Below are 22,541 nucleotides of genomic sequence, written 5' to 3' on the forward strand. Positions count from 1 at the left end.
AGTTATCTTCCTGATATAGAACTGCGTAAAATAATCTTTTTATGATAATTGTTATCATTTGCATATCGTAGTGATTATCATTTACAAAAACAAGCGTTCAGTTGATAATAATCAAATTAATTAATATAAATTTCTGATAGGAGGGCGATTTTGGATTGGATTGAAACGGTTATATCACCGCTAACTTTTCTAATTTCACCAGACAAGCGAGTTTATTGGTTGTACTTGTTAAGCAGTGGTCTCATCGCTTATTGGATTGCTGGTAATCAGTTATTTCGATTCAAGCTTTGGTTTAATGCGTCTAGCTTTGTTGATGTGTCATGGCTCATTATTAACCAATGGTTATTTAAGCTATTACTAGTGCCGATGATGGCATTGCAAATTAGTTATGCACTATCGGTTAACCAAGTGCTAATTGGTGTTTTTGGGATTGGCAACTACTGGCAGTTAGACCCATTCTGGGTTATGTTCTTGTTCACTTTTTGTCTGTTTATTGCTCAGGATTTGTTTAAATTTTTGGTGCATTTTATGATGCATAAAATACCCTTGTTGTGGCGTTTTCATGCTGTACATCATAGTGCAACGAGCATGACTCCGTTGACCTTATACCGTATCCACCCTGTTGAAATGTGTCTTAATGCTGTCCGGAGTCTATTCATCGGTGCAATCGTGACAGGTTTATTTTTATACTTGTTTAAAAACAAACTCGCTATAACGCAAATTATGGGGGTGAATGTGTTTATCTTCGTATTTAATATGTGTGCAAGTAATTTGCGCCATAGTCCAGTTTGGTTGGGATTCTCAAAACTAGAACACCTCTTTATTAGTCCAGCACAGCATCAAATCCATCATAGTTTGGATCGTAAACACTTTAATAAAAATTTCGGCTCAGCCTTGGCCATTTGGGACAAGTTGTTTAAGTGCCATCTTTTAAGTAATACACAACAGGTGCATGGCTTTGGATTAGATAAATCAACCATTAATCGAAATACAATTAAACAGCAGTGGAGTGGCATTCGTTAATATCATCGAGTGTTGCAAAGTGGATTAATAAGGCGTTGTAGACAAAAGAGAGTGGTTAGCTTGATTATCATTTCGTGTCGAATCTCGACAGATCGCTTTATTGAAATAGGCTGAAACAGAAGTCTGCTCAGCCTATTTGGTATACATCATACTCCGTAAGTATTTGTCTTATGGAGTCATGCAACTAGTCAAACACATATGATTCAGGCACTACCACAATGCCTTTTTCAGAAATGGTAAAGTGTTTAGCATCTTCTACTGGGTTGAGCCCTATTTTGGTGCCATTGGGAATTTTAACGTGTTTATCAATAATACAATTTTTAAGCTGACAGTTTTCGCCCACTTCTACGTGGTCGAATAAAATACTGTCGGCGATAGTTGCGCCATCATTGACGCGCACATTGGATGAAAGAACAGAATTCTGTACCGAACCACCAGAGATAATCACACCACTTGAAATTAAGGAGTTAATGAATATTCCTTCGTTACCTGTTGCTGATGAGGTGGTTCTTGCTGGTGGTAATTGTGGTTCATAAGTACGAATTGCCCAATCACGCTGATATAAGTCCATAGGTGGGACGGGTTCTAATAAATCCATATTGGCTTGATAGAAAGAGTCGATTGTACCCACATCGCGCCAGTATGCATCTTTAGTTACTCGTCCAGAATCGCCACCGAATTTATGAGCAAATACTTTATTTTGATTAATCAGGTCTGGAATGATGTTTTTGCCAAAATCGTTGCTAGAGTCTGGGTTTTCTGCATCTTTTTCTAACGCGTTGATTAACGCCTCGGTAGTGAAAATATAGATTCCCATAGACGCCAAGCTTCTTTCAGGATTATCGGGTAGCGAAGCGGGTTTACTTGGTTTTTCCTCAAATGCGACAATTTTGCTTTTGTCATCAATGGCCATTACACCAAACTCTGTCGCTTCTTTGATTGGTACTTCCATGCACGCAATCGTCAAATCCGCACCTGTCTTCTTATGGCGTTGTAGCATAGGGTCATAGTCCATGCGGTAGATATGGTCGCCAGAAAGTACCACTACATACTCTGCTTCGCTACGTGATAAAAGCCATAAATTCTGATAAATAGCATCTGCTGTACCGCTATACCATTTATCACCTTTTCTCATTTGAGGAGGAACAACGGTAACGTATTCACCTAACTCTGGATTAAATACTGACCAACCATCTCTTAAGTGTTTTTGAAGTGAGTGCGACTTGTATTGCGTAAGTACTAAGATACGTCGTAAGCCGGAGTGAAGGCAGTTGGTCAAAGTAAAATCAATAATTCGGTATTTCCCACCAAACGGAACCGCTGGTTTTGCCCTATTATCGGTCAATGGTGAGAGGCGAGAGCCCATTCCACCGGCGAGTACTACCGTTAAAGTGTCTAGCATTTTTATCACTCCCTGATTAAGTGCATTTGATATTTACGGATTGTTTTACAGATAACAATTCAAGTATCGAGCCAATAATTAACCTTATGAATTATATGATTATTTGAAAACTCACTAATTTTTACGCACCATATTAGGGCGAGCTAAAAATGCTGGCGCACCAATATAAGGCGGTTCGCCATTTTTATATGCGACTAAATGACTCTTTTATGGTGTCTATGAACCAGTTATAACGGTTAGGAAGAGAGCGATACCGCTTTTGCACCAGATACAAGGGTTCTTTAATTTCTTCTGTTAGAGGTAATATGGATATCTGATCTTGTGAGGGAAAGGCGTTTACCGCACTTTCGGGAAGGAGAGTAAAACCTAATCCTTTTGCAACAGGATTAAGGATTTGACTCAGTTGATTAATATAGCCAGTGTGGGGAATATTATTCAACTCGTGTTCTTGATTACAAGTGGATAAGAATTGCAGTAAATAATGCTCGCAATCAGGATGATTGATCACACCGAGGGAGATTAAGTCATTTAACATCCAGTTCTGAAGATCAAAACCAAAAGGTACAACTAAACAGAGTTTTTCCTCTCCAATGAGTTGGTACTCTAGCTGAGGAGAAGGTATTTTTTGTGTGACGATACCTAAGTCAATTTTGCTACTCAATAACTCGTCAACAATGCGATAGTTTGGTGCTGATTCTAAAGAGACAAATAGAGCAGGGTGGTCAATTTGTCGGTCGAGAAAGAGCACCTGAAATTGCATGCAAAGAGAGCCAGACATCGCAAATAAGCATTTACCTGCATGAGGAGAGTCAACTTTTACTGCTTCTATGAGTTCGTTTTCTTTGCTCTGCAAAGCTAAAGCATATTGGTATACCTGTTGACCCGCATCTGTAAGTTCGAACTGCTTACCATTTTTTTCAAGTAGTTCTACATTGAGTTGCATCTCTAGCTTTTTGATGTGTTGACTCACTCCTGGTTGTGTCATAAATAATTTTTCGGCTGTTTTTGTGAAGTGACCGACTTCAACCAAGGTAATAAACGTATTGAGCCACTGAGCGTTAAGCATGGAGGTGAGCCTTGTTTCAATAAAAATAAATTATTAAAATAAGGTTAATTGATAATTATTATTAAATCTAGTGCTGTATTTTTTTCTGTTATTTAATCTCCGATAGCGTTGATAAACGACAATGATCATCATGCAGAAACTGTTTTCTTACATTGCTTTCTACTTCTAAATAATATTTCAGTTCACGTGCTATATTTACTCTAGGTATTTGATATTTGGATACAACTATGTGCTCTTTACCCAAGTTGCTTGTTTTAGTACTCATGTGTTTTTCTTGCTCTGTGTTTGCTGAGTCAGCTTACGATATTGTCGAAAAATCGGACAAACAAATGCGCGGAGATTCTAGTTATACCGTATCTACTATGAATATTATTCGGCCAGACTGGACTCGGAGCATGAGCATGAAAAGCTGGACAAAAGGTAAAGAGCTCTCTTTGGTCCTAGTGACAGCACCAGCAAAGGATAAAGGCAGCGCTTCTCTTAAGCGTCAGCGCGAGATGTGGAATTGGATTCCTGGTATTGAGCGTATCATAAAAATCGCGCCATCTATGTTGAGTCAATCCTGGATGGGTTCAGATTTTACTAATGACGATCTAATTAACCAATCGTCTATCGTGGTCGACTATGATCATACGCTTATCCATGAAGAACCGTTTGATGGTGAAACTACCTATGTCATTGATGCTATTGCGAAGCCAGACGCGCCAGTCGTGTGGAGCAAGGTGCGTCTATGGATTTCAAAAGAGACTTATCTGCAACGCAAAGTGGTATTTTATGATGAGTTCGACGAGCAGGTTAACCTCATGCAAACCTTTGATATAAAAGAAATGGGGGGCAGAATGCTAGCAACTCGCATGGAGATGATACCAGCGGAAAAAAAGGTAACAAAACAGAGTTGATAACCCATGAAGCACAGTTTGATTTTGAAGTAGGGGATGAATTTTTCTCGCAAAGCCAGATGAAGTCGCTGCGTGACTAAAAGAAATACAATGAGCAACATTATCTGACCAAAAGAAACAGCACAGCGAATGATAAGGGATGAGCATGTTAGTTAAGTTAGCGTGGCGTAATCTATGGAGGCAAAAACGGCGTACGTTTTTGACGGCTTCCGCTTTGGCTTTGGCTCTGTTTCTTTCTCTGTTAGTTAGAACGCTTCAAGAAGGGACTTATCAAGCAAATATTGAAAACTCCGCTCGATTTTATACCGGTTTAATACAGATTCAAAACATCGAGTATGCGGATAGCTTAAGTATTGATGATGTTATTGGTTCCTCAGAAGATGTTCTGGCACCCATCCAATCCAATCAAAATATCAGCGTTGTACTGCCTCGTATTGAGTCGTTTGCATTAGCCGCTTCGGGAGAAAAATCTAAAGGGGTTATCGTAATGGGCGTTGAACCAGACAAAGAGGACCGTTATTCGAAAATCAGTGAAAAAATGGTGTCAGGAGAGTATCTAAATGCGGATGACAAACAGGTTCTCGTCGGAGAAGGCCTTGCTGACTTTTTTGATTTGTCTGTAGGGGACGAGCTTGTTTTGTACGGACAAGGGTATCGAGGTCAAACAGCGGCAGGGTTATACAAAATTAAGGGAATTATTCACTTTCCTTTACCCCAGCTCGACAACCAATTAGTTTATCTTCCCCTTAAATTAGCGCAAACGTTGTACAGTACTGATAATTTTGTAACAGCATGGGTACTGCATACAAAAAAATCAGCAAGTTAAATCAAACTGTTGCGCAACTGAACCTCAGCTATGGCGATAAATATAAGGTGAGAGACTGGAAAGACTTAGCACCTGAATTAGCTCAGCAGATCGCAATGGATAAAGCAGGGGGTATCTTTCTTATTTATGTGCTTTACGGTGTGGTTGGTTTTGGCCTATTTGCAACAATATTAATGATGACGCTAGAACGCCAAAGAGAGTTTGGCGTTATGTTAGCGACTGGAATGCTGCGAAATCGTCTATTGCAATTAGTTGCCATAGAGTCAGTATTCATTGCCTTTATCGGTGTGATTTTAGGTTTGATTTTTGCGTTTCCCGTGCTGACTTATCTATATTTCAACCCAATTGAGATCACTGGAGAGTCGGCTCAACTTATGCGTGACTCGGGGTTTGAACCCATAATGCCGGTACTCTTAGCACCTTACCTGTTTTTTAATCAAATAGTAGCTGTGTTAGTTATCTTGGTTCTCAGCCTTATCTATCCGATGATCCGTATCTTGAAGCTGGAATTAGTAAGCGCCTTAAAAGGAGGTGCACATGCTCGTTAGATTAGCGTGGCGTAACCTTTGGCGTAATAAGCTTCGAACCGGAATTATGTTAGGTGCGATGGTCTTTGGCTTAATGGGCGTGGTTGTCATGATGGGGTTTATGTCTGGCATGGTGGATAACATGGTTCATAATGCGATTGCATGGCAAACCAGCCATGTTCAGATCCAAAATAAAGAGTATGTTGAAAACCCTGATATTACCGCCACTATTATTGAACCCGAGGCCATTATTGGAGAATTGAGGATAAACCCAGACGTACTTGCGTGGTCAGGGAGATTTTTGGTTGATGGAATGATCGGTTCGGCAAGAAGTACAAGAGGGGTCAGAATCAACGGAGTTGATATTGAATCCGAAAGTCGCCTCACGCCAATAACAGGCAGTATAACCGAAGGTGAAAGCCTAACTAGCGAGGGTCGTAACCCGGTTTTAGTCTCACAGAAAGTAGCGGGTAGACTGAAACTTCGTATTGGTTCAAAGGTGGTGATTACCTTTACTGATGGGCAGGGAGAGATGACGGGCTCTGCTTTTAGAGTGAGAGGTTTTTTCAAAACACCTAACACTACTTTTGACGACAATAACGTCTATGTGAGAAAAGCGGATATTGAAAAAGTGGCCCATATGGTAGGTGTCCATGAAATAGCGATTCTTTTGCAAGACGAAATCAATACACAAAGCCTTAAAGACCTATCCAAAACAATTGCTGGTTTAACCGCTATCAGTGCTTCTCAGAATAGCATCCGCGATTGGACTGAAGTTCAACCCATGTTGGCATCCATGATCGCTACGATGGGGATAAGTAACCTCATCATGTTGGTGATTTTTGTTATCGCGATGGGGTTTGGTATCGTTAATATCATGTTGATGTCTGTTTTTGAACGAACTCAAGAATTTGGTGTGCTGATGGCGGTTGGTATGCAAAAGCATAAGATTTTTATCTTGATCATGCTGGAAACAGTGTGGCTCGGAGTTTGCGGTGCAGCGCTTGGACTCATTGCCTGTATGGCGATGATTCAGGTTTTACAATTTACTGGTTTGCCTTTGGGGAAAATGGCTGAAGGTCTAGGAGCGTATGGTGTTGATACGGTGCTTTATCCTAGAGTATCGACATTTGAGTACCAGACCATATTTCTGACGGTGGTGTTTTCAAGTGTTGTTGCTGCGATTTATCCCGCGCGCCAAATACTAAAACGCAACCTGCCGAAGCTATGTCAGAGAAGCATTGATTTATCCAAGAGAGTGAATATGGCTATTCAGATAACGAGTTTGTGCAAAACATACAATCAAGAGACGGATTACCCTGTCCACGCGGTGCAAAATCTTGACTTAACTATTGATCAGGGTGAGTTTGTCGCGGTGATGGGGCCTTCGGGGTCTGGAAAAACGACGCTGCTAAATATGTTGGGTGGGATTGATAAGCCCACTTCAGGCGAAGTGAATATTGATGGCTGTAATATCTGCACGTTAAGAGAGAAAGAACTCATAGCGTTTCGACGGGATAATATCGGTTTTATCTTCCAAGATTACAGTCTTTTACCAGTGCTCACTGCGGTAGAAAATGTAGAATTTGTCATGCAATTACAAGGTCAGAGTAATGAAGCGTGTTTAAGTCGAGCGAAGGAGTTGTTGACGCAAGTAGGATTAGAAAATCAATTGAATAAAGTGCCAAATAAATTGTCGGGTGGACAGCAGCAGCGTGTCGCGGTGGCGCGGGCGTTAGCGCCTAGGCCAAGGTTTGTTATGGCCGATGAGCCAACCGCTAATCTTGATGCGAAAAGTACTGCGGAATTGCTCGATATTATGCAACAGCTCAATGAAAAAGAAGGCACCACTTTTATCTTTTCTACCCATGACCCAAGAGTGATACAGCGCGCCAGACGCGTGATTGTATTTGAAGATGGTCAACTTAAGGAAGACCGCATTAACACTAACAACGGTATAGATACCTTAGCCTAATGAACAGATTACGTTTATATATAGGGTTATTATTACTGCTATTGCCGATTTTTTCTCATGCGGCTATTCCGGGCTTACAGCCTGCTAAAGCGTGGGATTTGAATGGTTATGTTAAGTATATGGGGACGGGAACACTGCCTGATTCGGGTGAGTTCTTATTCGATAATCTGATACATCAGCGATTCAATTTTGAATATCGATTCAATTCATCCTTACGTTTTAACGTAGGGATGAGAAATCGATTTATGTGGGGTGACTCTGCAGAAAACCCCTACTATGCCGATTATATAGAACTGGATACGGGTTACTTTGATTTATCAAAAAATTGGAGCTTTGGTGGCCACAATGCTGACGACAGTTACGTTGGCAACAGCCAGTTCGATCGTCTCTATATTGACTGGACAAAGGCGGATTGGCAGTTTACTGGGGGACGATTTCGTATAAATTGGGGTATGACGACAATATGGAATCCAAACGATGTTTTTAATTCTTATTCTGTTTATGACTTTGATTACGAAGAGAGGCCGGGTACCGATGCTGTGTTGTTAAGTAAAAAACTTGGTTATGCGAGTAATTTTGATGTTGTTTATAGCCCAAATAAACAAAATCAATTAAACAGCTATGCAGCGAGGTATTTATTTAATGTCGCTCAATGGGATGCGCAGGTGTTAATGGGTAAAGCTCGATTAGACCATTTTATAGGTACCGGCATTGCAGGGGATATAAAAGGCGCAGGCTTGAGGGCGGAGATCAGTTATTTCGACCCTACAGAGAAGGTTTGGCAAGGCGTAGAGCAAGCTGGCGCAACGATTTCAAGCATCGAAATGGATTACAGTTTTGCAGGAGTAGGCAACTGGATGATAAAAGGGGCATTGTTGCATAACTCAAATCCACAAGAGCCAATAAATGCAACCGCTTTTCTCCGTTTACCTCTAACGGCCAAAACATTAAGTTTCACTGAGTTCACTAGCTATCTGGATGCAAGCTTTGACCTTTCAGCTTTAAGTCGAATCACCTTATCGAATATCTATTACCAAGATGGATCATGCTTCTTGGGTCTTTCGAATAACTATTCCTTATCTAATAACTGGCAACTACTAGGTGTTGTCCAATATTTTGCTGGTGAGAGCGATAGCTTGTTTTCTGAATCTTCGAGTACCCTCATTTTTGCGCAAGTGAAATGGAGTTTTTAGTGCATACTTGCCCCGAGTTGGTGAAAAATTAACCAATTCCAATCAAAAATATCTTTAAATTTATCTGTGTCATAAAAAGTTCATATTTAGGGATTCATTTATTTACTATATAAATAAATGGTCAGTATTCTATTTGATTAAATAATGATCAAATTATTTATTTGTTTAACTGATTGATAATCTTTGATTATTTTTCAAGATAAAACGTGAAGTGCAAAAAATAGCCATTTTTTATCCAAGAATCTGTTTAATAAACACTCTACGCCCCCATTACTACCCCTGAATTTTTACACAAAAGGGTGATTTACTTCTCATGTTGGTATTTATAATGCACCCAATTCTTACAGTATTAGGTCAGCGCGCTTATCGCGTTACCTAGTTGCTCCAAGTAGCTTGCTTTTTCTCCTATCGGAAATGTGTCCGATGATATTCTCAAGCAAGCTCTCATAGAAGGAGAGAGCAATGACTAATTTTAATTCAGAGAATCGAAGTTTCTCTAAGAAATATGATCTACTTTTCGGCAAGACTGACGTTATGCTTCATGCCTTTGATTGGCAATATTCAGATGTCACTAAAAATGCTAAACAGATCAGTGAACTAGGTTATAAAACGGTATTGGTTTCACCACCCATGAAATCGGCTATTCATAAAGATGGTACGCAGTGGTGGCAGCGCTACCAGCCTCAAGATTATCGAGTAATTGATAATCAGCTCGGGAATACTAAAGATTTCATTACTATGGTCCAAACACTAAGTGAATTTGGTGTGAGAGTTTATGCGGACGTAGTCTTTAATCATATGGCTAATGAAGCCTATCTAAGGCCTGATCTCGATTACCCTAATGAATTTGACAGGCAAAGTTATCGCACTCACTGGGAAGAGTTTCAAAAACTGAAGCTATTCGGTGACTTAAGCCAACCTCTTTTTACGGAAGATGATTTTGTTGAAGCGTTCGGCATTGAAGATTGGAAAGATAAGTGGCAGGTGCAAAATGGTCGTATAACGGGTGGTAAAGAGGACCCAGGGCTACCGACTTTGCGTGATAATGAGCATGTTGTGAAGCAACAGCAAGCTTACTTAAAAGCATTGAAAAAAATGGGTGTTGCCGGTTTTCGCATTGATGCTGCAAAGCATATGACCCTAGAGCACTTGTGTAAGGTTTGGACAGAAGAGATTATGCAGGACGTGCATATCTTCGGTGAGATCATTACCGACGGTGGTGCGACAAAAGAAGAGTACGAGATATTTCTTCAGCCTTATTTGGAATCAACGCAACTGGGTGCGTATGATTTTCCATTATTCAATACGGTATTTGAAGCGTTTAAACCCTCGGGGGATATGACGTCTTTAATTAACCCTTACACTTTTGGTCAAGCTCTATCGAATAACCGCGCGATAACCTTTGTTATTACACACGATATTCCAAATAACGATGTGTTCCTAAATCTAATTATGGATGAAACAAGTGAATGGCTAGCCTACTGTTATATTCTTGGTAGAGACGGTGGCGTTCCTCTGATCTACACAGACTTAGATACAAGTGGGATACGAGATATAAAAGGTCAGCCAAGATGGCTTAATGCTTGGAAGGACCCGAAAATGGCGAAGATGATCGCGTTTCATAACTATGCGCACGGTGAACCGATGAAGCGAGTTCTTGGTGATGAAGATTTCCTAATATTGTCTCGTGGAGATAAAGGACTGGTTGCAATAAACAAATCGGATAAAACCATAGAAATTAGTATAGATTGGCAAAAAGATATGTACGATTTACTCACTGATTCCGAAATGAAAGTGGACAAAGGGGAGTTTAATTTTACGCTTGAACCGCAAAGTTGCAAGATGATGATTATTGCAGATTGATTCATAGTTTGTAGACAAGATTACCTAAGACATGGGTAATCTTGTTTTCTTGCAAAGTTGTTTAGGTTTTCAACGGTAAAACTACAAACTACATAATCGCTGGGCAAGTGCTGCAATTCGCTTTGAGAATAAGAAGATAAATGAAAATGCTATCGGCCATGCGATAGTAAACGCCTTACCCCAACGCATGAAATAACCTTCATCGAAGCCCGTATTTGCTAGGGTAATGACGGCTGTCATTAGCGTTACCATAAAAATCGACATCAACAGTGGTGCAACAATGGGTAAAAAACGTTTAGGAAACATATTGTTTACAAGCCTCTTTTTATTCTTATATTTGAATTTACTTTAGTCGAAAGTATATCAGAATAAGCTAATGCATCAATCTGTAGATTGTCCACCTTGGTAACTATCCGATTTTATGTCATTTATTCGGTATAGATCTCTCAACATTCCAACTGAACACTAATGTAGACAATAATGGTTTTGTTATCTACTATGGTCAGGTTATTTACCCCACGGCTTATTGCATAGGAACGGTTCATGAGCGTGTACCTAAAATGGCAATCCACTTCTTTTCAGACTTTAATGTCATGGTTCAATTTGGATCATAAACTTTCTGTTCTCTTTTTCTGCAAGTAATCCCTAGTACGGCTATTTCTAATATTTTTTTACAATAGTGTTTTCTAGGATAAATGAATGAATACTCACAATAAAACCTCACCTCAACTTAGGTGGTATAACGAAGATCATAAGATCTCTCGTTATTTTCCTATCGTTTTGTTTTTCTAAAATTAACTCACTTTATTCAATTTAAATGATTAAAAGTGCCTATAAGCACAAGAAAAACAAAGGATTAACAATGGAAAACTTCAAACACTTACCTGAACCATTTCGTATTCGTGTTATCGAACCTGTTAAGCGTACTACGCGTGAGTACCGCGAAGAAGCGATAATTAAGTCTGGGATGAATCCGTTTTTACTAGACAGTGAAGATGTATTTATCGATCTGCTTACTGATAGTGGAACTGGTGCAATTACGCAAGAGATGCAGGCCGCTATGTTCCGTGGTGACGAAGCATACAGTGGCAGCCGTAGTTACTATGCACTCTCCAATGCAGTGAAAGATATATTTGGTTATGAGCTGACGATTCCGACCCATCAAGGACGCGGTGCGGAGCAGATTTACATTCCGGTACTTATCAAGAAACGCCAAATGGAAAAAGGCTTAGACCGCAGTAAAATGGTCGCTTTATCGAATTATTTCTTCGATACCACACAAGGACATACCCAAATTAATTGCTGTGTGGCCAAAAATGTCTACACCAAAGACGCGTTTGACACCTCAGTTAAAGGTGACTTCAAGGGTAATTTTGACCTTGTTAAGCTTGAAGAAGCTATCATCGAAGCTGGTGCCGCTAATGTTCCTTATATTGTAAGTACTATTACCTGTAATTCTGCTGGTGGTCAGCCAGTCTCAATTGCCAACCTTAAGGGTGTCTATGAGATCGCTCGAAAGTACGATATCCCAGTGATTATGGATTCGGCCCGCTATGCTGAGAACGCGTTTTTTATACAGCAGCGTGAGCCAGGTTATCAAGACTGGTCAATTGAAGCTATCACCAAAGAGTCTTATAAGTATGCGGATGGCCTTGCTATGTCCGCGAAAAAAGACGCCATGGTACAAATGGGTGGATTACTCTGCTTTAAAGATGATGCCATGATGGATGTGTTCACTGAATGTCGCACTTTATGTGTTGTTCAGGAAGGCTTTCCGACATACGGAGGATTAGAAGGTGGAGCGATGGAGCGCTTAGCAGTCGGGTTATATGATGGCATGCGTCAAGATTGGTTAGCTTATCGAATTGGTCAGGTTCAATACTTAGTGGATGGACTAGAAAAAGTAGGTATTGTTTGCCAACAAGCTGGTGGTCATGCCGCCTTTGTTGATGCCGGTAAATTATTACCTCATATTCCAGCAGAGCAGTTCCCGGCTCATGCGTTAGCGTGCGAGCTTTACAAGGTAGCTGGTATTCGAGCCGTGGAGATAGGGTCTTTATTGCTTGGGCGTGATCCTGCAACGGGTAAACAACATCCGTGTCCCGCTGAATTATTGCGTTTAACGATTCCTCGTGCAACGTATACGCAAACCCATATGGATTTCATTATTGAAGCCTTCGAAAAGGTAAAAGAGAACGCGCTTAATGTGAAGGGATTAGATTTTACTTATGAACCTAGTGTACTTCGCCATTTTACGGCCCGCCTTAAAGAAGTTGAAGTTTCGAAACAAGAAGCTGATATAGAGGCAGTAGAGTTACAGGAAGCATAACTAACAGACGCAGTATACTGCTCAACATGAGAGCGTGTTATCCCCACGAAAGTGGGGATTTCGTGTTCTCGCGATAGTTGCAGTCACGATAACGTTTTGGTAACACATATGATGGTTACACCACTAAGGTAACTCTTTCAATTCGATACGATTATTCTTGTATCTTTTTATAAAAAGTCGCGTTATTTTAAAGGGCTGCAAGTAACAAAATTAGCGAGAAGGATATCGCAATGAATTGGGCTCTTTTGAGTGTCTTTATCCCTACATTTTTCTTTGTGTCGATTACCCCGGGTATGTGCATGACTCTGGCACTCGGTTTGGGAATGAGCGTTGGCTATAAGCGCGCACTATGGATGATGGCGGGTGAAGTAGTTGGTGTCGCATTGGTTGCTATTGCAGCCGTGCTGGGTATTGCAGCGGTTATGCTTAATTACCCTTGGTTATTTGTGGCTTTCAAAGCGATAGGCGCATCGTATCTATTTTATTTAGGTATTCAGATGTGGTTGTCTAAAGGAAAATTAGCACTGAGCAGTGAGACGACAGAAGTACCGGTTGGAAAAAACTGGGATCTAGTCGTACAGGGCTTTGTTACTGCCATTGCTAACCCCAAAGGATGGGCATTTATGGTGTCACTGCTGCCTCCGTTTATCGACAATAGCAAACCACTTACTATCCAATTAGTTCTATTGGTATCGATTATTATGGTGTCAGAGTTTATTTGTATGACGCTATATGCGACGGGAGGAAAGGGCCTTAAGCGAGTACTTGGTCATTCTAAAAACGTTCGATTTATGAATAGAATATCAGGGACACTTATGATGGGTGTGGGCGTGTGGTTATTTGTAAGTTAGTTTAGATTCAGTTTAATGAGTTTGCGAAGGTAATTGAGCCAAAGTCAGTTTGGTGTTTGAACTGATTCCGGCTCTGTATTATGTATGACTTAATGTAGCAGGTAAAATTAAGACAGAATTTTTTTGTTGACCTTAACTATAATCTTTTTGATTGGTTTAGGTGTATCAACACAAATCATGGGTCTGTGGGGCTGATTTGGGTAAAAAATAGCGAAATCTCCAGCCGCTAGATCGACATATTTCTCATCAATAACGTTGTCTACAAACGCGACATCATTAGTATCAAGTTGGTCATCGGTAATTGTTTCGTAGCCTTTACAGCTATATCCAAACTTCTCTTCTCCTTCCAGTAGTATCTGAATATCCATAAAATCTCGATGTATTTCAGAACGTCTCATATCCAATGTTTCAGTGACCACTTCGGCAGTAAATAGAAAAACATCCTCTTGAAGGTAGAGTTTCTCTGTTGGCAGATCATTGTTTTTAACTTTATCCGCCACGATGTTAAGGATCTCTTTAACGGCAGGGTGAAGTTGCGAAGATAGAATGAGGTTGTTCAAGTTACCAGTGTGCATACTGTTTTCCATATTAATTTGTATTACAAGAGCATATCAGGATTGTAAGTAACAACAAAAGGGGTTCCTCTCATTTTCATAGGATGTTGGCATAATTACAAATCAATAAATTGATTTTGTTTAATTAATAAGCGTAGACAAGCCATACATTTTGAATTACAATGTATATACAAAATATATAGAGGAGATATAAGAATGAAGCCAGTAACGATAAATAATGAATCTCTAGGTTTTATCGAGCGCACTTGCCTGTTCTCGTTGGCAATGATTGTTTCGGTGTTAGCGTTAGTATAAAACTCGGATACGACACCCGTTCAGAAGAATAACAAAAGACCCCATCAACTGATTTAGTTGATGGGGTTTGTTTTTTGTGGCCTATATAACGGCCTGATCTTTTGCTTTCGCCTCTTTGAGTATACGAATAGTAAAAAGAAACAAAATACCCTAGAATCTTGCCCTATATATTCTCATATTGGCTATAGCGTTAAACAGATCCAAGCTTGAGGTTCTGTGTCGTTCGTTGATATCCAATTTATAACAAAATGTGTGGAATTGTTTAATGAAAAAATGGTTACTTCTTCTGATCCTATCCTTTAATGTTAACGCGAATTGCCAAATAGATGATGAAGGTGTCAGCAATGTGATAGTCAATGATATGTTGGGGTATATAGCCGAAAAAGATTCGATAATGGCTCGAGTTCTTAAAAAATATGACTATAACGACTTTAGTGAATACGCATTAAGCAATCCTTATTCAGACGCACTGAAGCAGTTGACCCTTCTAAACGAAGATGACAAAGAAGTGTTGGCGGACGAGTATTTGAGTAAATCTTTGGATGATTTAAAAAAAGTGATTAGAAGCTGCACGGAAAAAGATCTAAAAGCGCAATTACAATTCTTAATGGACGATCATTACGCAAAATACCGTGATGCAATGCAAGGGAAGAATAAACAGGTAGAAGGATCTCTGTCTGTCGTTTTAAAAGAGATACTTAGCCGTCATTAGAAAGAGTACTTAACGTAGTGAAAAACCACTGCGAAGTTGCGATTTAACTACTTTGTTAAACTATCTTAAAATTTCACGAGAAATATTGTTTGTAGCACAGTAGAATACCGCCTCTAAAAGAGTGAGGTGAGTAAAATCGTGGATAGAAGTCAATTTGAGTTGTTAGCACCGGGTGGTGATTTAGAGTCGATTAAAGCGGCTATTGTTGCTGGTGCTGATGCTATCTACTGTGGTTTGGATAGATTTAACGCCCGAAATAGAGCTGAAAACCTGAGTTTAGAGAATCTCAATGAAGTTATTGAGGTTGCACATCAACACGATTGTAAAATATTCCTCACGCTCAATATCATTATTTTAGAAAATGAAATACCGGCGATCACCCGTCTGTTAAAAGAGCTCGTTAGTACGAAAGTAGACGGTGTGATTGTGCAAGATATAGGCCTTGCATATATCCTTAAACATCACTTCCCTGAGCTCGATGTCCACGCGTCTACGCAACTCAACACCCATAATGAAGGACAGATTCTCTTTATGAATAAGCTTGGCGTTAGCCGAGTAAATCTTTCTAGAGAATTAAATATCACAGAGATAAAGCGTCTGGCTCAGTTTGGCTTAAACCATAACGTATTAATGGAAGTGTTTGTTCACGGTTCATATTGTATTGGCTTCTCAGGGCTTTGTTATATGAGCTCTGCGAGAAATGGCGCTTCCGGAAACCGAGGGCGTTGCAGCCAGCCATGCCGTGATCAATACCAAACCACGGATGTCGGTAGTGATTATCCGCTAAATATGAAAGACAACTCTGCATTTGGAGATTTAAAAGAACTGGCGGATGCTGGTGTTTATTCTCTTAAAGTTGAAGGCCGAATTAAGAAAGCGCACTACGTCTATACGGTAGTGGATAACTGGCGTAAACAGATTGATGCTTACTGCGAAGGTAGTGATCTGCTAACGGATACTTCTGAGCTTTATACGGTTTTTAACCGCGATTTTTCAGACGGTTATCTACAAGGCGAAATTAGCAGAAACATGTACATAAACCATCCACGTGACAATGCCTCAAGACACTTTGTTAAAATATACGGTGTCACAGCTGAAGCGGATATAAAGAAAGTCCAACAAGATCTGTTTGATAAAAAAACCGACATCATGCGCATGGTGGAGGAAAAAACTAAAAATCTGATGTCCGACGTTCAGTCATCACCGGCAATCAGCCTAAAAGCTGGTGGTGTAGACACGATACCAAAATTAACACCACATGTTGCGCAGGATGATAATGCGCGTCTTAGTGTATTGATTTCAAATAAAGCGGACATAGAGAAGGTGGAGAGTGATAATGTTGATTGCTATTTTGAGCTACCCAATGCACTGGCTTATTCGCTAAAAGAGATGGTAGACGTTTTTCAATCTAATTCAACGCTGATCCCTTGGTTCCCTGCGGTTCTGATCGATAAAGACTATGATGCGGCTGTCGAATTTATTGATGAAGTCAAACCAAAGTTGATAGTGACTAACAACATGGGTATTGGTTATCTTGCGGCTGAAAAAGGCGTTGCATGGATAGCGGGTCCACAATTTAATACGGTTAATTCCTACGCTCTAAAATGCTTGAAAGAGGAATTTAATTGCAGTGGCGCATTCATCTCAAATGAGATTACAAGGCTTCAAATGAGACGAATTGTTCGTCCTGACGAATTTCAGCTCTTGCATAGTATTTATCACCCTAATGGCTTATTAACCAGTCGCCAATGTCTCTTCCAGCAAACCAGCGGCTGTAAAAAGATGAAAATCAACAAAGGTTGTTTACCTCGCTGTGAAAAGCACACCTCGATAATTAACTTTAATGAATCGTCGTATATTATCGATAAGCAGAAAGGAAGCCATAATACCCTGTATGGTAATAACCATTTCTACAATCCTAATGTTGTAGAGGAGTTACCAGAGCTGTTTACTGGCTTTATGGTGGATCTGAGGGACATTGAAACAATGACCAAAGCAAACGCTCCAAAAGAGGAGCTAGTTGCTATGTTCAATGATTTAATTAGCCATAAAGAGAACGCTAAACAAGCCTTAGATAGCAATATCATTGGAACGGTCAACAACCAGTACATTAAAGGGTTGTAGACCGTTTACTAGCCAAAGGCTTGCCATAAAAATCATCGGGTTAGCTTTGTAAAATCTTCAATGGAAGGCCAAGCATAGCATCACCGCTACCTGCTAAATACCAAATTATGCCGATTAAGCAGGTAACAGTGACAAGATACCAACAAGTAGAAAAGATTTGCCCTGATCTGTCTAAGGGCAAAAGGTGGCTAGCGTGCCGACTTCGCCATTCAAAAACAATTTCCATGCTGCCAATCAGCAACATCAATCCAAGTAGGGTCAGGTTTAAGGTATAGCTTAAGTAGACACCTAACGACGCACCTACAATACACAGCGCTAACCCCACCACTGAGTTCATAGAAAAACTGATGCTTTTTAATATATGTCCACCATCAAGTGGCAAAATAGGCAGTAAATTAAAAAGGTTCAGCAACGCATTAAAAGCGGCTAAGCCAGCAAAAAAATCCACATCGGTTATCCAATAAATAATAAGAGACAGTGCCGACATTAATAGGCCAAAGCTTGGGCCCATTATAGAAATAACCACATCTTGCCAACGAGTGTTTATGCGTTCATCACTTAAGGCAAGGCCACCCATAAAGGGAATGAGATAAATACCTTTGGTTTTCATGCCGAAGTATTTCATGGCGCGAATGTGGCCATATTCGTGGAACACTAAGCAGGCAATAAGTGCTAATGCAAATTGGAATGAAAACAACCATGAATAGGCTGCAACACTCGCCCCCATCAAGACAACTTTGATGATCTTAGCGCTTTTCAGCAGTTTGAAGCCTAATGATGCAAGGCCAACTATACTGAGTTTTGTCTGTTTTTTTATTGGTGTTACGGGAATTTGTTGCTCGATGTCCTTAGTGTCACGTGAGCCTTGTACTAAAGGTTGTTCATCGATAAATAGCTGATAGTTAATAGTAAATGGTTGCCAAGTTAAATCTGTGACTAACCGGACGGTAATGGTCTTTTCTAAATTGGCTTCTTCAGAGCCGTTTGTTGATGACCCCGTATTTTTGGTTTGCACCTTTAATTCAAATGTATGTTCTTTAATACCTTGGTTATCGGTAGATGCTGGTATAACGGATACAGGTGTATTTCCCCAAAAAAGTTGCTGCCAACCGGCTAAAGACCCTTCGAGACGAAGCGGTTTTCCTAAACAATCGATATTTAATAGTTCCAATGTGTTCTCTTTTTCTTTCCAATTTTAACCAAACCAATAATCTGAAATTGGGATCACTTGAGTCACTCAGTATCACCTTTGATGCTTTAACCTTGGGTTAGTGATTATTGACTCATTTTATAACTTCCTTGATTTGGCTAATGGTTACTTCAGCATTTTGATAATCAATAGGGATATTTACAATATTGTCATTTTTTCTAACTAACAATGACGGGAAGCCATTAGCACCAATAGAACGAGCGAACCCGATCTCTTCCATCAAGGCGAGATTTGTTTCGTCTGACACGAGATCTTGGGTGAATATTTCCGTGTCTAAACCTATTTCATCTGCGAGTTGGATGAGCATCTCATTATCGCTTGGATTCCGAGCTTCTAGATAATACCCATGTTGAATGGCAGATAACATCTCTTTTTCTGCGCCTTGATTTCTTGCCGCTAAAGCAGCCCTACAAGAAGGGTAGGTTGAACGCCGAGGAGTATTTTCTTGCCAAAACTGATAATTGAACTTAGTGCCTAAATAGTCTTCTATTTTTTTCCAATACGATGCAATCTGCTTTTGCATTTCTTCGGGCATAGGGACGTCAGAATCGGGCGCTAATCCTCCAAGTAGGTAAACAATTTCAAACTGGTTGGCGAGCTTTTTTCGAGTTCAGCCCAGGTGGGCTTATACCCCCAGCACCATGAACACATTGGGTCATACACGTAATAGAGTTTTGGCAAAGAAGACATTAATTATTTCCTTATTTAAATGTTTGTTATCCATAACGATGCTAATTTATTAAGTAGTGAGCTGTAGAAAACAACCGTTATTACTTCATCTTTCACCATACTTCTAATATTGTAATGTTTGGTAAGTTGAATTAAATCAGCAAGTTCACTATCTACTTAGGGGGATTCAATGTCAATAACACTCGCGTTTGATGTGTACGGAACGTTAATAAACACTCATGGAATTACCGCTATTTTGAAAGAATTTATGGGGAAGAAAGCGGATGAGTTTTCCCATACATGGAGAAACAAACAGTTAGAGTATTCGTTTCGTCGAGGCTTAATGCAAAACTACAAAAATTTCGCCATTTGTACTCGCGATGCGCTTAATTATAGTTGTGCGTTTCATAAAATTAGCTTAACGGTCGAGCAGAAACAAGTCTTATTAGAAGGATATAAAACCTTACCTTGTTTTGATGATGTAACAGCTTCACTGTTACAACTAAAGCAGAGTGGGTATCGCTTGTACGCTTTCTCTAACGGCAGTCGGGCTGCGGTTAATCAACTCCTAGAATGTGCGGGAATTAGAGAATTGTTTATCGGTGTAATTAGTTGTGATGATATGCAGTCTTATAAACCCAATCCTGCCGTATATAGTCATTTTTTACGTGAATCTGATGCGAAGGGCAGCGAAGCTTGGTTGATTTCCAGTAATCCATTTGACGTTACTGGTGCTATCTCTGCAGGTCTGAGATCGGCCTGGGTTAAGCGATCCGATGAGGCGATATTTGATCCATGGGAAATCGAACCCACGGCAATCGTTTCTAACTTGTCTATGTTAGAGAAAGCGATAGAGATTTAACCTGAGCTTGAGTGAGTATTAAGGGTGATTATTTTCTAGTGTGGTTGAGACGGCTGAATAGGTTGATACTAAATAAGGCACACAATAGGTTAGTGCCATTTTTATCAGCCGTTGAGGTTCTATATTCCCTGCCAGCAGAGCTTCTCCGTGATTTATAACGATTAAGATTGTGCCGACAACCGCAGATACCTTCAATGAACGTTGGACAATTTTGGCAGAAAAAGCAGTATTGAGTACTAGCTTTACTTTCGTCTGTTGCGGCACTTTTATGTTCCTTCTGCAAAGCATTGCACGTTGTTATTGACGCTGTTGGACCGCGTACGGGTTATGGGCAATAATCTATGATGAACTGTCGTTCAAGGTTAGCTCAATGCTATTGTTTACGCAATGGATAAGCTCTTGTCGTTTTAGTGGTTTTAAGTAGATCCCACTGAGGTTATAAGCATTTGAACGATAGCGCTCAAGGTTGTCTTGTACCGCATCAGCAGTAATGAAATAAGCTGGTGTCTTTTCGTATTCCTTAAACTCTCTTAGTACGCTTAGGGTTTCAATGCCGCTCATAATGGGCATATGGATATCAAGAAAAAAACAATCGATCTTCGCGGGTAAATGGTTTGACTTAACGGCCTTAATTAAATCATCGCCATCCTCATAGGCAATTACTTTTGCACCCTCATTTTGAGCCATTAATTTAAGAATTTCACGGTTGAATGTTTGGTCTTCTGCAATGCAAATGGTTTTATTTTTTAGTAATTTGCTTTCGCTGGAGTCATACACCGTAAACTTGGGGGCTTGATGGTTTATTCGATCGGATTCTTCAAGGTGTATCGCGGTTGCGACAAGAGTACCGTGACCTTCTTTTGAAAAAATTTTCACAGAACCATTCATCAGTTGAGATAGTTCTTTTACTATTGCTAACCCAAGGCCAGTTCCCTCGAAGTAGCTCTCAGAGCTTCCTAATTGACTAAAGGCTTGGTAGATTTTTTCTCTATTGGATGTATTTACCCCACATCCTTGATCCTTCACCATTATTGAAATTTTCTTTTTCTCATTATATTTACTTTTACCAATTGAAATTCTAACTTCAATCGGTTTCCCATTGGAAAATTTAACAGCATTGGATACTAAGTTAAGAATAATCTGTTTTATTCTTGTTTCATCACCAACAAAATATTTACTTTGATTGGCTTGTATTTTCGTAACCACTTTTATTTTGTTGATATTAGATTTGAACTTTAAGGTGGAAATTACGCTATTTAATATTTCAAGTATGTTGAACTTTTTATGAGCTAAGTTTATTTTATTTTCTTCAATTGAAGATATATCTAAAATATCATTAACAAGGTTTAATAGGTGTTCAACAGAGGTTGATATATTTCTAAGGTATTTTTGATGCTGTGATGGGTCAGAATTATGGATAAGGTCGACATAACCAGCTACAGCACTAATTGGTGTGCGAATCTCATGGCTCATTTTTGCAAGGAATAGGTTTTTGGCGGTGGTAGCGCGTACTAGTTTCTGTTCTAGCATCTTTTGTGTACTGATATCAACAGCAAGACACATGATACCAACGCATGAACCATTAGAATCTAAGATAGGAGATTTCATCGTCAGATAGTATTTGATTTCTCCACAAGAGCAGGGTACTTGTTCTTCAAAAGAAGTTTTTTCTTGGTTCGCATTATTTCTGCGTCCCGTTCCCTGATTTTTCTCGCTGTTTCTGGTGAAAATGAAAATATTTCTTCATCTGTTTTACCAAATACGTTTTTTCGGTCTACGCCTACGTTTTTTTCATAATATTTATTGGCGATGAAGTGCCTACCTTTTGTATCTTTAGCGCATATAACTGCCTCGACATCATCGATAATGTAGGATATCAGATGGAGTTGCTCTTCATTGTTGATGCTAGTAGAAACTAGGTTTGAGAGCATGGTGATATCTAAACAATTTTGTGGGAACAACATCTTTTCAAGCCTTAAATTAATCGCATTTATAGGGGCTATGTTGTTGAAATACTCAACATCCGTAAATAGCATCACTCCCATGTAAATGCCTTGATAATGCTAAGCCTGGATCTTAGTTCAATAAAAACCGAACGAATGTTTCGTTCGAGCATTACAAATGTTCATTTAAGTTAAATA

At 39.7% G+C, this 22,541-nt stretch carries 18 protein-coding genes and 4 pseudogenes; 13 read left to right on the top strand and 9 right to left on the bottom strand.

Translation table 11 applies throughout. The features are described from left to right. The first annotated feature begins 150 nt into the window (after positions 1–150). Entirely contained in the window at positions 151–1,023 is an 873-nt protein-coding gene (locus tag PGX00_RS20345) for a sterol desaturase family protein (RefSeq protein WP_272140003.1), read from the top strand. Positions 1,024–1,207: 184 nt separating this feature from the next. Here PGX00_RS20345 and glgC read toward each other — a convergent pair whose 3' ends face one another. Together glgC and PGX00_RS20355 are read right to left on the bottom strand one after the other, a co-directional pair. Then, a complete protein-coding gene (glgC, locus tag PGX00_RS20350) occupies positions 1,208–2,425 on the bottom strand; it encodes a glucose-1-phosphate adenylyltransferase (RefSeq protein WP_272140005.1) in 1,218 nt (405 codons plus the stop codon). A 184-nt stretch (positions 2,426–2,609) separates the two neighbouring features. Beyond that, entirely contained in the window at positions 2,610–3,491 is an 882-nt protein-coding gene (locus PGX00_RS20355) for a LysR family transcriptional regulator (protein ID WP_272140007.1), read from the bottom strand. A gap of 227 nt (positions 3,492–3,718) precedes the next feature. Between PGX00_RS20355 and PGX00_RS20360 the strand changes: the two are divergent. The 6 genes and pseudogenes from PGX00_RS20360 to PGX00_RS20385 all read left to right on the top strand — a co-directional run bounded on the left by PGX00_RS20360 (position 3,719) and on the right by PGX00_RS20385 (position 10,774). Further along, a pseudogene (locus PGX00_RS20360) lies at positions 3,719–4,470 on the top strand (outer membrane lipoprotein-sorting protein). Positions 4,471–4,535: 65 nt separating this feature from the next. Continuing rightward, positions 4,536–5,764, top strand: a pseudogene (locus tag PGX00_RS20365) (ABC transporter permease). Further along, positions 5,754–6,988: pseudogene (locus PGX00_RS20370) on the top strand (ABC transporter permease). The pseudogenes PGX00_RS20365 and PGX00_RS20370 overlap by 11 nt, the downstream one beginning before the upstream one ends. Before the next feature lie 19 nt (positions 6,989–7,007). Further along, positions 7,008–7,718: an ABC transporter ATP-binding protein gene (locus PGX00_RS20375; protein ID WP_272140939.1), complete on the top strand. Its 711-nt coding sequence runs from the start codon at positions 7,008–7,010 to the stop codon at positions 7,716–7,718. Further along, the gene (locus PGX00_RS20380) at positions 7,718–8,911 is read left to right on the top strand and encodes a hypothetical protein (protein WP_272140009.1); all 1,194 of its coding nucleotides are present in this window, start codon (positions 7,718–7,720) and stop codon (positions 8,909–8,911) included. The genes PGX00_RS20375 and PGX00_RS20380 overlap by 1 nt, the downstream gene beginning before the upstream one ends. Before the next feature lie 534 nt (positions 8,912–9,445). Next, positions 9,446–10,774, top strand: a complete 1,329-nt coding sequence (locus PGX00_RS20385; RefSeq protein WP_272140941.1) for an alpha-amylase family protein — start codon at positions 9,446–9,448, stop codon at positions 10,772–10,774. Positions 10,775–10,855: 81 nt separating this feature from the next. On the opposite strand, the gene PGX00_RS20390 is transcribed toward PGX00_RS20385, so the two are convergent. Beyond that, entirely contained in the window at positions 10,856–11,080 is a 225-nt protein-coding gene (locus tag PGX00_RS20390) for a DUF2798 domain-containing protein (RefSeq protein ID WP_272140011.1), read from the bottom strand. 393 nt (positions 11,081–11,473) lie between these two features. Between PGX00_RS20390 and tnaC the strand changes: the two genes are divergently transcribed. The 3 genes from tnaC to PGX00_RS20400 all read left to right on the top strand — a co-directional run bounded on the left by tnaC (position 11,474) and on the right by PGX00_RS20400 (position 13,954). After that, a complete protein-coding gene (tnaC, locus tag PGX00_RS23080) occupies positions 11,474–11,566 on the top strand; it encodes a tryptophanase leader peptide (RefSeq protein WP_407702400.1) in 93 nt (30 codons plus the stop codon). A 70-nt stretch (positions 11,567–11,636) separates the two neighbouring features. Next, positions 11,637–13,103, top strand: coding sequence for a tryptophanase (gene tnaA, locus PGX00_RS20395; RefSeq protein ID WP_272140013.1), 1,467 nt, complete (start codon positions 11,637–11,639; stop codon positions 13,101–13,103). A gap of 230 nt (positions 13,104–13,333) precedes the next feature. Continuing rightward, complete coding sequence (locus PGX00_RS20400) at positions 13,334–13,954, top strand: LysE family translocator (protein ID WP_272140015.1); 621 nt, start codon at positions 13,334–13,336, stop codon at positions 13,952–13,954. A 107-nt stretch (positions 13,955–14,061) separates the two neighbouring features. Here PGX00_RS20400 and PGX00_RS20405 read toward each other — a convergent pair whose 3' ends face one another. After that, positions 14,062–14,529, bottom strand: a complete 468-nt coding sequence (locus PGX00_RS20405; RefSeq protein ID WP_272140017.1) for a YhcH/YjgK/YiaL family protein — start codon at positions 14,527–14,529, stop codon at positions 14,062–14,064. Positions 14,530–15,088: 559 nt separating this feature from the next. On the opposite strand from PGX00_RS20405, the gene PGX00_RS20410 reads away from it, so the two are divergent. Beyond that, positions 15,089–15,535: a hypothetical protein gene (locus PGX00_RS20410; RefSeq protein ID WP_272140019.1), complete on the top strand. Its 447-nt coding sequence runs from the start codon at positions 15,089–15,091 to the stop codon at positions 15,533–15,535. Positions 15,536–15,673: 138 nt separating this feature from the next. After that, the gene (locus PGX00_RS20415) at positions 15,674–17,659 is read left to right on the top strand and encodes a peptidase U32 family protein (protein ID WP_272140021.1); all 1,986 of its coding nucleotides are present in this window, start codon (positions 15,674–15,676) and stop codon (positions 17,657–17,659) included. Between the two features lie 40 nt (positions 17,660–17,699). Here PGX00_RS20415 and PGX00_RS20420 read toward each other — a convergent pair whose 3' ends face one another. Beyond that, a complete protein-coding gene (locus PGX00_RS20420; RefSeq protein WP_272140024.1) occupies positions 17,700–18,830 on the bottom strand; it encodes a site-2 protease family protein in 1,131 nt (376 codons plus the stop codon). A gap of 112 nt (positions 18,831–18,942) precedes the next feature. Further along, positions 18,943–19,559: pseudogene (locus PGX00_RS20425) on the bottom strand (DsbA family protein). 169 nt (positions 19,560–19,728) lie between these two features. Between PGX00_RS20425 and PGX00_RS20430 the strand changes: the two are divergent. Next, positions 19,729–20,400, top strand: a complete 672-nt coding sequence (locus tag PGX00_RS20430; protein WP_272140026.1) for a haloacid dehalogenase type II — start codon at positions 19,729–19,731, stop codon at positions 20,398–20,400. An 18-nt stretch (positions 20,401–20,418) separates the two neighbouring features. Here PGX00_RS20430 and nrtS read toward each other — a convergent pair whose 3' ends face one another. The 3 genes from nrtS to PGX00_RS20445 form a co-directional block, all read right to left on the bottom strand. Beyond that, positions 20,419–20,664, bottom strand: coding sequence for a nitrate/nitrite transporter NrtS (nrtS, locus tag PGX00_RS20435; RefSeq protein ID WP_272140028.1), 246 nt, complete (start codon positions 20,662–20,664; stop codon positions 20,419–20,421). A 75-nt stretch (positions 20,665–20,739) separates the two neighbouring features. After that, entirely contained in the window at positions 20,740–22,008 is a 1,269-nt protein-coding gene (locus PGX00_RS20440) for an ATP-binding response regulator (protein ID WP_322107887.1), read from the bottom strand. Between the two features lie 2 nt (positions 22,009–22,010). Then, on the bottom strand, positions 22,011–22,445 hold the full coding sequence (locus tag PGX00_RS20445) for a hypothetical protein (protein WP_272140030.1): 435 nt from the start codon (positions 22,443–22,445) through the stop codon (positions 22,011–22,013). Positions 22,446–22,541 lie beyond the last annotated feature (96 nt).

It is taken from the genome of Vibrio algarum, assembly GCF_028204155.1.
Lineage (GTDB): Bacteria > Pseudomonadota > Gammaproteobacteria > Enterobacterales > Vibrionaceae > Vibrio > Vibrio algarum.

Bases quoted from the DNA above. Each gene is read 5' to 3' on its own strand.
- glgC (WP_272140005.1), bottom strand. From the start codon at position 2,425: ATGCTAGACACTTTAACGGTAGTACTCGCCGGTGGAATGGGCTCTCGC.
- PGX00_RS20355 (WP_272140007.1), bottom strand. From the start codon at position 3,491: ATGCTTAACGCTCAGTGGCTCAATACGTTTATTACCTTGGTTGAAGTC.
- PGX00_RS20375 (WP_272140939.1), top strand. From the start codon at position 7,008: ATGGCTATTCAGATAACGAGTTTGTGCAAAACATACAATCAAGAGACG.
- PGX00_RS20380 (WP_272140009.1), top strand. From the start codon at position 7,718: ATGAACAGATTACGTTTATATATAGGGTTATTATTACTGCTATTGCCG.
- PGX00_RS20385 (WP_272140941.1), top strand. From the start codon at position 9,446: ATGCTTCATGCCTTTGATTGGCAATATTCAGATGTCACTAAAAATGCT.
- PGX00_RS20390 (WP_272140011.1), bottom strand. From the start codon at position 11,080: ATGTTTCCTAAACGTTTTTTACCCATTGTTGCACCACTGTTGATGTCG.
- tnaC (WP_407702400.1), top strand. From the start codon at position 11,474: ATGAATACTCACAATAAAACCTCACCTCAACTTAGGTGGTATAACGAA.
- tnaA (WP_272140013.1), top strand. From the start codon at position 11,637: ATGGAAAACTTCAAACACTTACCTGAACCATTTCGTATTCGTGTTATC.
- PGX00_RS20400 (WP_272140015.1), top strand. From the start codon at position 13,334: ATGAATTGGGCTCTTTTGAGTGTCTTTATCCCTACATTTTTCTTTGTG.
- PGX00_RS20405 (WP_272140017.1), bottom strand. From the start codon at position 14,529: ATGCACACTGGTAACTTGAACAACCTCATTCTATCTTCGCAACTTCAC.
- PGX00_RS20410 (WP_272140019.1), top strand. From the start codon at position 15,089: ATGAAAAAATGGTTACTTCTTCTGATCCTATCCTTTAATGTTAACGCG.
- PGX00_RS20430 (WP_272140026.1), top strand. From the start codon at position 19,729: ATGTCAATAACACTCGCGTTTGATGTGTACGGAACGTTAATAAACACT.
- PGX00_RS20440 (WP_322107887.1), bottom strand. From the start codon at position 22,008: ATGAAATCTCCTATCTTAGATTCTAATGGTTCATGCGTTGGTATCATG.
- PGX00_RS20445 (WP_272140030.1), bottom strand. From the start codon at position 22,445: ATGGGAGTGATGCTATTTACGGATGTTGAGTATTTCAACAACATAGCC.